This is a genomic window from Actinomycetota bacterium (genome assembly GCA_009923495.1).
Taxonomy (GTDB): Bacteria; Actinomycetota; Actinomycetes; order S36-B12; family UBA5976; genus UBA5976.
The window spans coordinates 107,803-123,594 of record RFTJ01000001.1 but is presented as its reverse complement, the minus strand read 5'-3'; the positions used below and the strand labels follow the sequence as shown (position 1 = coordinate 123,594).

Annotated in this window: 14 protein-coding genes; 10 read left to right on the top strand and 4 right to left on the bottom strand. The window is 46.2% G+C overall.

Annotated features, from left to right (window positions below):
* The first annotated feature begins 31 nt into the window (after nt 1–31).
* The 4 genes from EBS36_00575 to EBS36_00560 all read left to right on the top strand — a co-directional run bounded on the left by EBS36_00575 (nt 32) and on the right by EBS36_00560 (nt 5,555).
* The gene (locus EBS36_00575; GenBank protein NBU31656.1) at nt 32–1,510 is read left to right on the top strand and encodes a polysaccharide biosynthesis tyrosine autokinase; all 1,479 of its coding nucleotides are present in this window, start codon (nt 32–34) and stop codon (nt 1,508–1,510) included.
* Nucleotides 1,501–3,738 (top strand): acyltransferase, encoded by a 2,238-nt coding sequence (locus tag EBS36_00570; protein ID NBU31655.1) that lies wholly within the window; start codon nt 1,501–1,503, stop codon nt 3,736–3,738. Before EBS36_00575 ends, EBS36_00570 begins: the two co-directional genes overlap by 10 nt.
* 192 nt (nt 3,739–3,930) lie before the next feature.
* A complete protein-coding gene (locus EBS36_00565) occupies nt 3,931–4,071 on the top strand; it encodes a DUF2256 domain-containing protein (GenBank protein NBU31654.1) in 141 nt (46 codons plus the stop codon).
* Nucleotides 4,068–5,555: a deoxyribodipyrimidine photolyase gene (locus EBS36_00560; protein ID NBU31653.1), complete on the top strand. Its 1,488-nt coding sequence runs from the start codon at nt 4,068–4,070 to the stop codon at nt 5,553–5,555. Before EBS36_00565 ends, EBS36_00560 begins: the two co-directional genes overlap by 4 nt.
* Here the strand turns inward: EBS36_00560 and purU are convergent.
* The gene (gene purU / locus EBS36_00555; protein NBU31652.1) at nt 5,552–6,397 is read right to left on the bottom strand and encodes a formyltetrahydrofolate deformylase; all 846 of its coding nucleotides are present in this window, start codon (nt 6,395–6,397) and stop codon (nt 5,552–5,554) included. The two genes, EBS36_00560 and purU, sit on opposite strands and share 4 nt — an antisense overlap.
* Before the next feature lie 100 nt (nt 6,398–6,497).
* Here purU and EBS36_00550 point away from each other — a divergent pair, with 100 nt between their 5' ends.
* Nucleotides 6,498–7,421: a DMT family transporter gene (locus tag EBS36_00550; protein ID NBU31651.1), complete on the top strand. Its 924-nt coding sequence runs from the start codon at nt 6,498–6,500 to the stop codon at nt 7,419–7,421.
* Between the two features lie 51 nt (nt 7,422–7,472).
* On the opposite strand, the gene EBS36_00545 is transcribed toward EBS36_00550, so the two are convergent.
* Together EBS36_00545 and EBS36_00540 are read right to left on the bottom strand one after the other, a co-directional pair.
* A complete protein-coding gene (locus EBS36_00545; GenBank protein ID NBU31650.1) occupies nt 7,473–7,880 on the bottom strand; it encodes a hypothetical protein in 408 nt (135 codons plus the stop codon).
* Between the two features lie 33 nt (nt 7,881–7,913).
* A complete protein-coding gene (locus tag EBS36_00540) occupies nt 7,914–8,834 on the bottom strand; it encodes a hypothetical protein (GenBank protein ID NBU31649.1) in 921 nt (306 codons plus the stop codon).
* Between the two features lie 330 nt (nt 8,835–9,164).
* Here EBS36_00540 and EBS36_00535 point away from each other — a divergent pair, with 330 nt between their 5' ends.
* Genes EBS36_00535 through EBS36_00520 form a run of 4 tightly spaced genes read left to right on the top strand, consistent with a single transcriptional unit; the run spans nt 9,165 to nt 12,636 of the window.
* Entirely contained in the window at nt 9,165–10,463 is a 1,299-nt protein-coding gene (locus tag EBS36_00535; GenBank protein NBU31648.1) for a hypothetical protein, read from the top strand.
* Between the two features lie 16 nt (nt 10,464–10,479).
* A complete protein-coding gene (locus EBS36_00530; GenBank protein ID NBU31647.1) occupies nt 10,480–10,947 on the top strand; it encodes an Lrp/AsnC family transcriptional regulator in 468 nt (155 codons plus the stop codon).
* A complete protein-coding gene (locus EBS36_00525) occupies nt 10,948–12,033 on the top strand; it encodes a threonine aldolase (GenBank protein NBU31646.1) in 1,086 nt (361 codons plus the stop codon). It begins immediately after the preceding gene.
* Between the two features lie 30 nt (nt 12,034–12,063).
* Nucleotides 12,064–12,636, top strand: a complete 573-nt coding sequence (locus EBS36_00520; GenBank protein ID NBU31645.1) for an oxidoreductase — start codon at nt 12,064–12,066, stop codon at nt 12,634–12,636.
* Nucleotides 12,637–12,658: 22 nt separating this feature from the next.
* On the opposite strand, the gene EBS36_00515 is transcribed toward EBS36_00520, so the two are convergent.
* On the bottom strand, nt 12,659–13,114 hold the full coding sequence (locus EBS36_00515; GenBank protein ID NBU31644.1) for a hypothetical protein: 456 nt from the start codon (nt 13,112–13,114) through the stop codon (nt 12,659–12,661).
* A 351-nt stretch (nt 13,115–13,465) separates the two neighbouring features.
* Between EBS36_00515 and EBS36_00510 the strand changes: the two genes are divergently transcribed.
* A complete protein-coding gene (locus EBS36_00510; GenBank protein NBU31643.1) occupies nt 13,466–15,646 on the top strand; it encodes an acyltransferase in 2,181 nt (726 codons plus the stop codon).
* The last annotated feature ends 146 nt before the right edge of the window (nt 15,647–15,792 follow it).

The following is a 15,792-nucleotide window of genomic DNA, read 5'->3' as shown; positions in this document are numbered from 1 at the left end:
ATTTGGGCGGTCAAGTAATTGAGGTTGGCAAGTGGGTTTAGAGCAAACTATCGGAATCCTGCGCAAGCGTTGGCGGATAGTAATTTCCGCCGTCCTCATATCAACCATTTTTGCAGTAATTTTTAGCGTAACGGCAGTCAAGGTTTACAAATCCCAAGCCAAGCTTTTTGTCTCGACGACAAGTCAAGGGGCAACTGGAAGCCTTTTTTCCGATGCACAATTTTCAAGTCAACGGATGGCTACCTATGTCCAGTTGGTCCAAACTAGACCACTTTTAGAAGCGGCTTCCAAAAAAATCGATTTTCGGATCAAGAAAAATGCGATTAGTGCTAGCAGTCCGCAAAATTCGGTCATCATAAATGTTTCCGCTTCTGACACAGATCCGACCCGCGCCGCCTATGTAGCCAACGCAGTTTCGTTTGAACTAGCTCAGACCATTCAAACTTTAGAAACTCCAGAAGGGGCGTTCTCGGTAGCTCCGATTAAAGCGACAGTGGTCGAGCGAGCCATTCCGCCTACTGCTCCAACTTCACCAAAGCCGAAAGTGAACATCGTGCTTGGCCTACTTTTGGGTCTTGGGGTCGGCGTAGCTCTGGCGCTTACTCTGGACACACTCGATAACACGATTAAGTCGTTCAAAGAAGTTAATGAACTAACCGGAATGAACCCGATTGGCGTAATTGGCTACGATTCTGAGACGGCTACCAGTCCACTTTCGGTACTGAATACTAGGAGTGTGCGCTCGGAAGCATACCGAGCCATTAGAACAAACCTTCAGTTCGTGGATGTAGACAACACTCCACGTGTAATTGTTGTTGTCAGCGCACTTCCTGGTGAAGGCAAGACAACCACCACACTGAATGTCGCTATCGCCTTTGCCCAAGCTGGAAACAGGGTTGCCTTGGTCGAGGGTGACTTGCGTAAACCTCGTGTTGCCGACTATCTCGGTATTGAGGGTGGCGTCGGCCTCACGAACGTTCTGGCGAATCAAATTAGCCTTCACGATGCGTTGATCTCTTGGAATCGTGGCATGCTAGACGTGCTCCCGTCGGGTCCAATTCCACCTAACCCAAGTGAGTTACTCGGTAGCACGCAAATGGAGTCTTTAATTTCCCAGCTCCGAGAAGAATACGACTATGTATTTATTGACGGAACCCCACTATTACTTGTGGCCGACGGCGCGGTCGTGGCTCGTGTGACCGACGGTGCCTTGCTCATGGCAAGGTTTGGCCAGACAACCTACGGACAATTAAGCCTGGCCGTAGAGATGATGAGAAATGTCGGCGCTAGATTGTTGGGCCCAATCTTGAACTTCGTACCTTTCGATGGTGGCGGCTACGGCTACGGCTACGGCTATGGCTATGGCTACGGCTACGGCTACGGCTACGGCTACGGCTACGGCTACGGCTACGGCTATGGCTACGGCTATGGAGACAAAGATGTCGTCCCTGTAGATCTGACGGCACAAGCAATTGATTCAGAGTCCGATGCAAGCGAAGAATTAAGCTAGTGACCGAAGTAGATCAATCAGAAACCGGCATAGCTCCTGCCTCAGAGACGAGTCCTGAGAAGAAATCTGACTTCAGATCTGACATTGCTGGCTTACGTGGCGTGGCTGTCCTGCTGGTTTTGCTGTGTCATTTTCAAATTCCAGGCTTTAGCGGCGGATTCATTGGACCGGACATATTTTTTGTAATCTCCGGGTACCTAATCACTGGATTATTAGTAAAAGAATATGCGTTAAGCATCGCTGCGCGTAGCCGGGGCAGAACAGATTCAACATCGGCGACCGCAAAGTCGAGGAAGTCCCGGCGCGGCAAAATATCGCTGGTAAATTTCTACCTTAGACGTGCCCGTCGCATCCTGCCTGCTGCGCTTTTAGTGATCGTAGCAATAAACGCCTATGCGATTGTTTTTTTAAATGTGCTTCAGGCTGAGAAAATAAAGAGCGATTCCTTCTGGACACTTTTGTTTCTGGCTAATATAAATTTCTTACGGCAGGCTACCGACTACTTCGCCCAAGGAAATTCAGTTTCACCCTTACAGCACTTCTGGACGTTGGCAGTTGAGGAGCAGTTTTATCTAGTTTGGCCCGTTTTATTCATTGCAGCGACAAGACTAAATGGACTGCAGGTGTTCGGCAGGAAGATAAAGTGGCGAACAAGAACGCTAATTGTTATTAGTCTGTTTGGAATTCTTTCTGCCGGCTGGATGCTTATAGAATTCACCACCAACCCCAATTCAGCCTATTTTTCAACTTTTAGCCGAGCCTGGGAACTTGCGCTTGGTGGCGCGCTGGGGATTTTATCGGCTGAAGTTTCTGGAAAAACCCGACTACTGTCCTCTCCAGCTACTAGATTGCTGGCGCTTGGCACAATTTTAGGCTCGATATTCCTAGTTACACCCGACAATTTCGGCTACACCTTGTTTGTTCCGGTCCTGGCTACTGGAATTTTATTGATTGGTGGCGCAGAATCAACAACAGATATTGCATCAAGAATTCTTTCCAATCGGGCACTTTTGGGTGTGGGTGCAATTTCTTATTCTCTCTATTTATGGCACTGGCCAGTTTATATTTTTGGGCTAAATCGTGGCATCATGGATTCGCTCCAAGAGAGAATCCTCGGAATCGTAATCTGTTTCGTCCTTTCCCTATTTAGTTACCGGTTCGTTGAACAAGTATTTATGCGGGTGCCGCTTCCCAAGGGAAACAAGAAGTCAATTCAGCGAAAATCTGGAAAAACTTTTTATATTCCAGCAACGGTAGCAGGACTTCTGCTTGGATTTATTTGGGTTCTGACTTACTCGGGAATCAATTTCGGTTCAGGCGGTGTTCAAGCGCCTACCTGGACTCCGCCGATAAGTCAGAGTTCACCAGATCCCAATTCGTCTGAGTCTGGAACTTCTGCTTCAGGGCAGTGGAAATACTTGGAGCAATCTGCAACAAAAATCAGTTCGGGGCAACAGCTTGCTTCACCGGAGCAAATGCCAAAGCTACTCGCCAACATGACTGATATTCATGATATGGAGGGAGGCTGGAAATGTTCCCAGCCGCAGAATCGACTTTTTAATTGCACGTTAGGTTCACCAGATGCAAAAAATGTGTGGATAGGTGCGGGCGACAGTCATCTGGAGATGTGGAAAGCAGGCCTGCGCAATTTGCTTAAATCCAGATCTGACTTACGAATTGAACTTTTCATAGTTGTTCATTGTGCAAATTCTTTGGATAAGGCTGGAATTGCATTTGGTGGCTCAAAGGATGATCAAGCAGCCTGCATGCCCATGCATGAGTTATTTGTTAAGCGGGTAGCTGAGGTTAAGCCACAACTAGTGATACTTTCGGACAACTCTGTGCCCGATAACTTGGTTCCTGCGTATTCCATAGGCCTGAAAAATATGATTAGTGCCGTGAAGAAGCCGGCGGAGAATGTACTGATAATCTCACAGACGCCAAAGTACCCAATGTTGGATCGATGCTTAAACAAGAATCTGTCGAACATTAATTCCTGTTCTGGAGAACCTGGTTCAATTAGCGCTAGAAGGCAAGCGCAACATTCTGCTGCGACTCAGGCAAACATAAAAATTTGGGATCCGATACCGTTTCTTTGCCTAGATAATGTTTGCCCGGCATTACTGAATGAAAAGTTAGTAAGTAAAGATGGAACTCATATCGACCCTAGTTTAGGCATCGACCTACTCCAAGAATTGAATGGTTACATAACTGAATTACTTGGGTAAAGCTCGAGTACTTTTCAGATTTACAAAACTCACTATTAAACCTAATCAGATGCAATTATTCGCTGTTGGACCGATTAGGTAAAAGCCTCTCCGCAATGCTGCACACCCGCAGAATCTCCTAGCCGACCCTTGGAATTAGAACTTTATTTTCTGGAAAAAGCGGGATAGACCTAACTCAGTTAATGTTGCAACATGCGAACTGTAAGGGTTAAAAACAACATTCCGCCTAAGGTCTGTCTTAACTGTGGCCGACTATTTGAGTGGCGAAAAAAATGGGCAAAAGATTGGGACTCAGTCAAATATTGCTCCCAGCGATGCAAGAGGTCTTCATGAGTCGCATTATTTATGTTGGATTTGATCAACTCAATGTTTCATTCGGCGCTCTAAAAACGGCCGATAAATCTAGGGATCATGTGGTATTTGTCCAAAGTGAGCGCATGCTGAAAAACCGAAAGTGGCACAAGCAACGTTTGCAGTTTTTGATCTCGAGTGCCAAGCACTTCGCCAATGAGTTGTCTGCGGCTGGATTTCAAGTCACATACCTTTGTAGCCCGACAACTGTCGCTGGACTTAGGAAGGTGCAGAGTGAATTAGGTGGCCTAGAAATAGTTTGTGCAAAGCCAAATTCTTATAGTCTGACGCATGAATTAACTCAAATTGGAGTAACTTTTATCGAAAATGATTTCTTTCTAACTCCCCAGTCGGTGTTTCAAAGCTGGGCAGAAGCTCAAAAGAGTTTCACAATGGAAAACTTCTATCGAATGCAACGAAAGCGCCTCAACGTCATGATGGATGGGGATCAGCCCGAGGGTGGTCAGTGGAATTTTGATGCTGAAAATCGGCAGCCCCCACCTAAACAGCATGATTGGGGCACTGCGCTTGAGTTTGGGTTCGATGAAATTGACTTAGAAGTGTTGAAAGAAATTCCCAGTACCGCCTGGGGAAACATCTCCAACAAGTATTGGGGGACCACTCGAGCTGAAGCACTGGCACAACTAGATCATTTCCTAGAGAACCACTTCCGCGATTTTGGTCCTTTCGAAGATGCAATGCCGAATGGTAGTTGGGCGGGCCATCATTCGCTTCTAAGTCCGTATTTGAACAATGGTTTATTACATGCCAGCGAAGTAGTTGAGGCTGCCCTAGAAAGATTTTCCCGAGGCGACATACCAATTGCTTCTTGCGAAGGATTCATTCGCCAGATAGTGGGTTGGCGCGAGTACATAAATGGAATGTATTGGTTTTTAGGTGCAGATTACCGAGAGCACAACTCGCTCAATGCCAAGAAGGATTTACTGCCACTTTTTCATGAGCCAGAGAAGACTCTAATGAATTGTGTCAAAACTGTGGTTACAGACATCAGGGAGCGGGGCTGGACTCACCACATCCCAAGACTCATGGTTCTGAGTAATTTGGCTCTGGTAACCGGAGTTTCGCCACAAGCATTTTTAGATTGGATGCGCGAAGTATTCATTGATGCAGCTGATTGGGTGATGGTGCCAAATGTAATCGGAATGGCCACTTATGCAGACGGTGGGTTGCTAATGACTAAACCTTATGCCGCAGGCGGTTCATACATTTCCCGGATGGGACAGTATTGTGGGAACTGCAAATTCGATCCCAAGAAGCGAGTAGGCGAAGATGCCTGCCCATTCACAACACTTTATTGGGACTTTCTCGCTCGTCATGCTGAGACCTTTAAAAAGAACCATCGAATGTTTCAGCAGATGAGTGGACTTAATCGGTTAAGTGATTTGGCCGAGGTTAGGTCCAGGGCGGACCATATTCTCTTGAGCCTTGAGGCGGGTAATTGTTAATTAAAGATGACCGTGCGATGGCCGACTAAGAAAATTCGATCCTCTGCTAGCAGCCCAACCGTTCTCGTAAGGACCCGGCGCTCTACATCTCGACCTATACTCACAAGTCGTTCAGGCGCTTGGGCGTGACCCACTCGCTGAATGTCCTGATCGATTATTGGACCTTCATCTAAATCCGCTGTGACAAAGTGGGAGGTAGCGCCGATCATTTTCACGCCTCGGTCATAGGCCTGATGGTATGGCTTGGCTCCAATAAATCCAGGCAAGAACGAGTGATGAATGTTCACTATCCGACCCGGGAGCTCGGCACAAAAAGCCGCCGAAAGAATTTGCATGTATCGAGCAAGGATGACGAAATCAACCTGGTGCTGCCGCACCAAGTCAAGTATCTTTTGTTCTTGCTCTTGTTTTGTTTCGGGTGTGACCGGAAGGTAAATAAATGGAATGCCATGCGCTTCGGCAGATGCCCGGCAGTCTTCGTGGTTTGAGACAATTGCGGGAATCTCGATGTCCAAATCGCCTATCGAATAGTGATAAAGCAAATCTTCTAAACAATGATCAAACTTCGAAACTAAAATCAGCATACGGCGCTTATCTTCAAGGTGCCTAATCTCGAGCCGCGGATTAAACCTTGAAACATGGGTCAGTAGTCCAGACTTCACAACTTCAAGTTGTTGCTCGGTTGTTTCGAAGCGGGTCCGAAGACAAAACTCATTCCGATCAGGATCACTATATTGAGCCTGCTCGACGATGTTTGATTGGCACTCGAGCAACCCGCTAGCCACAGCATGGATAATTCCGGACTGATCCGCACATTGGAGTTGCAAGATGTATTGCGGCATCTGAACTCCAATCGATTTTTGGTTGAATCTATATCGTAGTTAATCAAGCAAAGAAATAGAAACTAGAGCAACCACTAAAGTTGGATTGGTACGAAATGAGATGACAACTGTGGAAATAGCCAGTCAAAAGACCGTCAGACCTTGGCGACTATCTAATTTTGATGCCTTCTTAATGTCAATAGTTGTTGTCGCCATCTCCAGTTCTGGACCGATTATCGCATTAAGCACGGCTCCCGTGTTAGCGATGGCGGTATGGCGATGTGTGTTTGCTTCAGTACTAACTTTCCCGTTTGCTTGGGTTAAGCATGGTTTTGCCAACTTAACTAAGTCCCAACTGCGTGGCTGCTTACTCGCTGGACTTGCGCTGGCTATCCATTTCTGCCTGTGGATTCCCAGTGTTCGCCTTACTTCGGTTGCAAACTCGGTGGCGTTGGTTGCGACACAACCAATCTGGATGTTGTTAATGACGAAGCGACTGGGAAATCACGTGCCGCGTCGAGTTTGGTGGGGTATCTGCGTAGCTATATCAGGTGTCCTAATAGTTGTTGGCGTCGATTTTGGAATTTCGGGGCAAGCATTACTCGGCGATGCAATGTCCCTGCTGAGCGCTGCAGCTGCTGGAGCATACCTAATGATTGGTGGAAAGGTTCGCGAAGCAGTCAGTAATTCTGTTTATACAGTTATCGTTTATGCAGTGTCAGCGGTTGTAATTGGGATGGTCGCAGTGTCCCTCAACACCCCTCTCTGGGGATTTAGCCAACGCGACTGGCTATTGATTTTCACTTTAACCATTGGTGCTCAACTGCTAGGTCATTCATTGATGAGTAGGTTAATGCAGAACACAACTCCAGCGGTTGTCGGAATTGCTGTACTGTTTGAACCGCCCGGCGCGGCCATATTTGCCGCTTTATTACTTCATCAGCACTTGGATTTTGCGGCAATATTTGGGATGGCTGTGATTTTGGTTGGCTTGGTGATTGTTGTTTGGCAATCCAATGATGAACAGACTGGTGATCTTCTTTAAACCAAATTTACTTTAGCTTCGCTTGGGCTTACAGTGCTTAAAGCAATCTGACTAGAGTCCTGCTTTTATCTTGCGCAGAAAGGCAGACTTCCTTGCTGAAGCTACCCACATCATGATTGCTCCGATAATCGCAGCAAAAATGCCTGCTGGAATGGAGAAGAATAAAAACCAGGGAAGTGCCGCTGCGCCACAGTTAGACTCATTGGCCGAACTGTAGCCACCGCAGGTTAGTGGAATCATGATTAGGGCTAGAAGCACCGGCGACAGAACAATGAAGGGACTAGAAATTAAGGTGGTTAGCCCGAAGATTCCTAAACTGCGCAATTTTCGGTACTCGGGATACTGCTTTAAGTACTCGGGATATTTTTTTGCAAGTTCGCGCACTGAACTTTCAGACTGCCAAGATGTGGGTTCAGCTGGCATTGGCTGAATCTGCGAATCGTCTGAAGTGCTATCCATTTAATCTCCCGGTCTTGTATAGGTTGTAGAGCGCTACCACTTTGGACAGGTCCCTGTTGCTATCTCGCCAAAATGAGATTCCCTAGAAAGTGCCCAGACATATCCGACTGCGACATATTTTCCCGGATCAGGTGTACCGAAATGCTTAGGGTCAAATTTGCGAATACTCATACAGTATGGGAATGACTGTTCTCCCTTGGGCGAGTCGGTGGCTACCAATTCCAGATGCGTGATTTGACCACCTGAATCTGGAATTTGCTTAATCGAAATTTCCTTGTTGCTCTTACTAAAGTCGCGTAAGGCACTGCCTACATTGGCCGAACTGTACGGATCTGAGTTTGGATGGGTGAAGCGGTACTGGCCAATCGCATTAAGCACGGATAAATTTCCATCAACTGGCTGGTCTTTAGAGGTGTTTGGATCTATTTCAGTCTGCTTGAAATAAAGCGAAACCGTGCCGTTGTAACGATATTTCGACCCTGCCTTAACGGGTAGTTTCGTCTCTCGATTAAGGCTAACTACCAGCTGAAATTTATCTTTACCATCTTGATAAATACCGTAAAGGTTAAACGAAGTCGAAACGCCAATTTCGGTTCCCACAGAATTTAGGGAATTTACACAGACGAACTGCAATTGATTTTTGGCGAAGATTTTTGTGGGGAAATCATCAGATAGACTCGCTACCCCGAGTCGCTTTGCATACGCATTGATTTTTTTGCATTCATCTGCAACTGGATTGGTACTTGATCGAGTTAGGTTAAAACTTTTACCGACTTTCGGAAATGGTGCAGGACCACCTAGCACCATAACCTCACTGAGTTTGTAACCAGAAGTCGGCGAGATGGCGTGCAACTTGGTTATGGCACGCTCGCCGGCCTTATTTGCTGCCCGCAAACTGCAGGCTGAAAACAAGCACAGCAGTATGGAAATCGTTATTATTTGCCGAAACCTCATGGCAATCCTGCCTAGTAAGCGTTTAGATGAATTTACCGCAGTTTGGCACAATCTGGACCATGTCAGCTAAGGGCCATCAGGAAATCCCGTCTATCGAGCGTTGCTTCACCTTACCTTGAGGTAGTCAATTAGTTGGTCAAACTAACCAGCGGGGGCAGACTAGGGCCTTTTATGTAAAAATTACGGTATTATTGTCTTATTCAGGATTTTTTCCCGAAGGAGTTGAAAATGCCAGAAATTTCCCAAGCAGTGCTTAATCAAATTCTTCAGCAACCAGAAATCCAAAGCGCCAGAACCAATGCGAAAGTGCAGAATCTAGAATTCGACCCAATGGCCAACCAGAGTTGGTTGAAGTTGGCCTCAGCCATAGAAGCACTTAGACCTATGCAGGATAAAGATGGATCGATTAATACGGATAAGCATGAAGTCCGAGCAGTTACCAAGCAGGTTGAGTTAGTCCTTGAGGGCATCGCGGAACTAGCCCCTAATTTCCCACATCAAGAGCAGTACCTAAAACAAGTAAATCTAGACATTCAGACTTGGGCAGAGAGCGGATTCCAAGTTCCTGATTTTTTTGATTCACTCGAGTTATTTAGACCCGATCTAGATCGTCGAGACCGGGCGGTAAATTTAGTTGTTTTTGCAATGTACACACAGAACGGAAATCCAAATCGAAATTTGGAAGCGGTCATTACTCGAAACTTTTGGCCCGATTGGTTGGCAAAGCAAGAAGAAACTTATCAAAACAGTGCCTTTGTTCCAATTGAATTCGTGGCGTTCACGCAAGGCTACAACACTAACTCCGCCGTGCTATTTCCTGAGACTGTTGCCACCAGGGAAGTTAGTGAGTATCACTGGGGCGGTATTTTTTGTGACCGTGAGGCAGCGAGATTTCGACTTGTCACTCGGGCCGCACAAGAACGCCTTCAGCTACAGCTACCTAAAGATGCTGAAGAATTAGTCGGCAATCAACTTCTAGCTCAAGAAACCTATGCCCTTTGGGACCTAATTCACGATCGGACTCATTCAACTGGTGATTTGCCATTTGATCCGTTCATGATTAAACAGCGAATGCCTTATTGGATGTATGGACTAGAAGAACTGCGCTGTGACTTAGGAACTTTTAGAGAGACGATTAAACTTGACCAGCAAGGAGAGCGTCTAGGTAAGTACATTCGCTTTGCCATCTTGTTTGACCGGCTCTTCCGATTTCCAATAAGTGGTCCACGAGTGCGAAATTACGATGGCCTTGGTGGGCAGATTATCTTTAGCCACCTTATTCGCAATGGTGGCTTGACCTGGACAAACAACAAATTGACTTTGGATTGGGATCGAGTCAATCCACTGATGATTGACCTTTGTGAACAGGTTGAGACTCTGTATCGCGATGGAATAAATCGGTCAAAACTTTCGCAATGGCTTGCAACCTACGAATTCGTCAAGGCTCTTGTAGAACCACATCCCGCGTCAAACTGGGCTAAGGGATCAGACCAGCTGCCACTAGATGGCGAGCCGAAGGAATTGATTAACTTAATTTTGGAAGACGAGTTTCCATTGAACGTGTTCTATGACACCTTGAGCCGTAAATTGCAAGATGTACTGGATCAAACGAAAGGTATTACTGCCTGAGTGGCAGGATTTAACTATGGAATCTATCGATCAAAGAATCCTCACTCAGCTCGCCAAGGACAGTGAACAATCCTTGGAAGATCTTTCAGCCAAACTAGCTGTGCCTACTTCAACCTTGCATCAGCGCATCAAGAAACTGGAGGCCAGGGGAGTAATAATTGGCTATCAAGCAATGTTGAACTTAAAATCAGTCGGGCTAAACACCACTTCCTTCATTTTTCTGACTCCGATTGATCCGGCGGCTCCAGATGACATCCCTGGGCGAATCGAGTCGATTTCTGAGATTGAAGGTTGCTGGTCGGTTGCTGGTCCACACAGCTATCTGGTCAAGGTGACGGTGTCGGAACCTGAAGACCTAGAAGCACTATTGGCAAGAATAAGAGCGGCTGCCAATGTTCGAACTGAAACTACAGTTGTATTATCTACTGCATTTGATAATCGACCTCCTGTCATTCCAACAATTGCAGAAAGTAAGGGTAAGTAAATGTCCGAACGAAATATTTGGCGCGGGTTTGCTAGCGACAACTATGCTGGCGTCCATCCAAAAATTCTTTCCGCTGTTAATGCGGTAAACGATGGCCATGAAATTGCTTACGGCGAAGACACCGTTACTGCAAGGTTTACCGAATTGGTCAAGGAGCATTTCGGTGTCGATGCCGCAGGATTTCCGGTATTTAACGGCACAGGAGCAAATGTCATAGCACTTCAGGCTGCCCTTGAGCAGTGGGAGGCAGTGCTTTGTACCGATAGCGCACACATCCATGTAGACGAGGGTGGTGCTCCGGAGAAAATGGCCGGTATCAAACTTTGGACTGTGCCCACCGAGACGGGAAAACTGACTCCAGAGCTAATTGAGGCTCAACTTTTTGATGTCGGCGTTGTGCACCGAGCGCAGATTGGTGCTGTTTCAATTGCGCAGTCCACTGAGTTAGGCACCATCTATTCAGTTGCTGAGATAAGAGCAATTGCTGAGACATGTCATAAAAACAATTTGCTGCTTCACATGGACGGCGCTCGACTTTCAAATGCAGCCGCCGCTCTTGGACTTTCATTCAAAGAGTTCACTACGGATTTAGGGGTGGATTTAGTTTCGCTAGGTGGCACTAAGATCGGTGCTCTAGCAGCCGAAGCTGTTATCGTCACGAATGCTAAAGCCAGTGATGGCAGCAAATTAGCCAATGCAGTTCCGTTCCTGCGCAAGACTTCTATGCAGCTGGCCTCAAAGATGCGCTTTGCTTCAGCGCAATTAAATGCCTTGTTGGAAAATGGCGCAGAATTGGCCCTTGAAAATGCTAGGCATGCCAACGCCTTAGCAAAAGTACTCGAAGCTGGCCTGCTTGAGATCGCCAAGGAGTTCCCTGTTGTCTCATTGCCAAATTCGGCCGAGGCTAATGCTGTCTTTCCAGTTCTGCCGAGCGCTGTTATTGAAAAGTTGCAACAAAAATATCGGTTCTATGTTTGGGATCAAGCCCTTGGGCAAGTTCGCTGGATGTGTGCTTGGGATAACCAGATTGAAGATGTCGAAGGACTACTCGCTGAATTACGTTCAGCTCTGCAAGCCAACTCGTGACTAATCCAGGCCGCTCACCAAAGGAGAAACGTGTCTAAAGTACCAGAAACCTCAGCACCACTAACTGAGTTGATTCGGGACAGATGGAGTCCACGCTCGTTCGATGAATCACACGAAGTTTCTGACCAAGAGTTACTCGCCATACTTGAGGCTGGTAGGTGGGCACCATCTGCGATGAATGCTCAACCATGGCGGTTCTCAGTAGCAAAACGTGGTACAGACTTACACAAAGAGATGTCAATGGCACTGAGTGGATTTAACAGAAATTGGGCACCGACTGCTTCAGCCCTAATTGTAGTTTCAGTTAAGAAAGATGAAGATGGCAATTCGAGTAAGCGTAATTTTTATGATGCTGGGTTGAGCGTATCTCTGATGACCATTCAGGCTCAGGCGCTAGGTCTTCATAGCCACCAGATGAGTGGTATCGATTTTGAAAAAATGGAAATGGTACTAGCCACTCCGGCAGATTTAGAAGTGGCAGTTGCCATTGCGATTGGTCGAAAAGATGAGCCAGGCAAGTTAGAAGGCTCTGCCCAGGAGCGAGAACTCGCGCCAAGAACCCGCCTGGATTTGACCGAAGTCACTCTGCACGGCTTACCTTAGTAAACCAAAAACTAGGTGGCTATCAGTCAAGGCCATCGAGTGCACGAAGTAGTTGATCACCATGCTCTCTTGGGTGCCTTGTGTAGATTTCGAGCCAATCAGCCAGTGAGTATCGGCCCGATTCGGTGTGTATCCCAAATCGATTTAGCTGATCATCGGAAAGCAATTCAAGAATCTTGGAAGTTGATGAGCGTACCGCAGCAATCACCGCGAGTGAAGGCTCTATTTCTAAAGTTTCGTAACCAAGACTTGAGCATTCTGCCCAGGCTGATTCATCATAACCCTGGATAACAGACCCCTCGGGTTCGGCGAGCAGTCGCCGCAACCGCACATACGATTGCGTTTCGCTATCTGCCATGTGGTGAATAACCTGTCGAGCAGACCAGCCAGTTGGATGTCGGTTGTCCATATTTTCCGAGGTAACTTTTGAAACACACGCAAAGAAGTATTTAGTGGATGCGTCGTAATTAGTTTTCATTAGTTCATGTTATCTGGATAAAGCACGGACGCTGGCTTCACCGCTTCCCGGCTAACCTAAGCAGTTTCTCGGTGCAATCTGGGCGGGCGAGAGCAATCGCATTAATACCCTGCGCATCAGGCACTCTATTGTGGGCAAGGACTCCAAGCGCATGAGTACCTACAATTTTCTAAATCGCCAATACTTGGGACCTTAAGTCAGCAAGGTAGAGTGGTTATTGAAATTGTTCGCATTTCAATGTCATGGTTTTCCAGTTCCCCGATCCCTCATTAGATACTTTAAATCGGAAAGCCTGAGCGTTGAAGCGTTCATTAGCTAGTACTTTCGCATTGGAAAGGCTCTGAGTAGGCGTTGACTGTCGATATAGAAAAAAGTCTTAAACGCGGTGCTGTTAAGTTTCGTGGCGACCTCGTTGGCTTACGCGCCTTAGCTGTATTAGCAGTTCTGCTTCACCATTTTCAGATTCCTGGGTTTGATGGCGCATTTTATGGTCCTGATATTTTCTTTGTGCTATCTGGCTATTTAATTACCGGCTCGCTGGTGCGTGAGTACGCACGAAACATGAAGAGCGGTGAGTCTAGAGGGTCGATTTCATTCATTGGACTCTACTTACGTCGAGTTCGACGCATTATTCCAGCAGCCACCTTCGTTCTCGTTGCAATAAATATCTATGCGCACTTCTACGTAAATGAATTAAAAGCCCGATCAATCTACATAGACTCCATTTGGACCTTTTTCTTCGGCGCGAATATTCGGTTCTCCCGTGAAGCAACCGATTATTTTGCTATCGACAGAGTATCCCCACTAGTCCACTTCTGGTCTCTTTCGGTTACAGAGCAGTTTTATCTCGCTTGGCCAGCATTGCTTCTTATTGCCGCAAGAGTTCGCATTCCAGGGTTCAGCAATCGGCCTGATGCTTGGAAGAAGCAAATGGTTGTGGCACTCAGCTTGCTGATCGTTGCGTCATTTATTTGGTGCGTAATCGTGTTTAAGCAGAGTGTGAATTTGGCGTATTTCTCTACTTTCTGTCGTGCTTGGGAGTTAGCGATTGGTGGGGCGATAGGAATTCTGAGTTTCTCTGCTGTCTCAGGCAGACAGCGAACAGGTATAGCAGCCCTAAGAAATATTTCGTTGGTTTTTCTCTTTGGTTCAATTCTTTTCGTAAAGCAAAGTAATTTTGCCTATACAATCTGGATTCCAGTTGTAGCATGTGCTTTTTTGATCTTCACCGGAAAACATTTTGAAGGTGATTTAAGTTCTAAGCTATTGGGTTCAAAACCGCTTTATGCGCTGGGAACGATTTCTTACTCAGTTTATTTGTGGCATTGGCCAATCTTTGTTTTCGCTCAAGAGCGAGGGTTGATGGACTCTTTATTCAATAAGTTGTTAGGAATACTTGCAACAATAATCGTAGGATTTTTGACCTATCGCTTCATCGAGCAAACTTTTATGAGCATCAAAATACCAAGCGAAGAAAAATATGCTGACAAAAATCTAACATCCAAACAACGAATACTTAAGCGAGGCTTAGTTTCTATTTGCCTGGCAGTTGTTCTGGCTGTGCCAGCGAATGCGCTACTTAAACCTGCGCTCATGTCTCGCGTAGATGCACAGCCCCAAACGGGTGGTGGGTCAAAAAAGGTAAACAAAGAGTTTCTCAATGATTACGGCGTTAAATCAAGAGATTTGTCCTTTACCGAATTTAGGGACAGTATTCGAGAATCGTTGAAGTTAAAGAACTTGCCTGATGAAGTTAGTCCGCAACTAAAACTTCTTGAAAATAATCAGAATTGGCGCGGCAACGGCTTTGATTGCATGGAAATCTCAAAGTACAAAAAGAATGCAATTGAATGTGCAAAGGGTGCGCCACAATCTAATCAGAGCGCAAAAGCTCCGAAGGTAGTAATACTTGGGTCGAGTGTGTCCGGTGCGCTAATCCCTGCGGTTGCCCGAGCCTTTGATCCAAAAATTTACAATTTGCGCGGCTACATTTGGCCCGCATGTTCTATCGCTGATGTTCCAAATGTTACTAAAGCGGGAGTTATTAATCCGAGATGTGATGAATTCCGGAAATGGTCATCTTCCGAAATTAATAAACTGCATCCCGAATTCATTGTTATCAGCACTCAAGACCATTTCATCAAAAAGACCTCTGAGGCGGATTTTAAGAAGCGACTCGTCAAGAGCCTGAGGACACTAAGTGCTCCTGGAACAAAAATTATATTCGTTGGGGCAGTTCCATCGACCCCGAATTTACTTAACTGCCTTTCTGGTAGATCTGGTTTAGGTTCTACTTGCTTTACCCCATCGTCATCAGATGGGAAACGCCGAACCAACCAGAAGCAGGCGGTTGAGTCTGTAGGGGGCACTTACATAGATCCTGTGCCCTGGATTTGTATAGATGGTGTTTGTCCACCTGTGATTAACAGCATGATTGTTTCTTGGGATGGCACTCACTTTACAACTTGGTTTTCAAAATATGTTGGAAGATATTTGAAACTCGAGTTAGAGCAACGCCACCTAATTAAATAGTGCTATTGGCAGCTAGCAAGGTTCTGGCGAAATCAAAACTGTTAATCCTGTGGTTATTGAGTTCCTTGCCCGAGCTGTCGTTACACTCAACCGCAAAGACCTAGAGTGAAAGATGCCCTAAATTGATAATCGTTTACAGCAAGAAT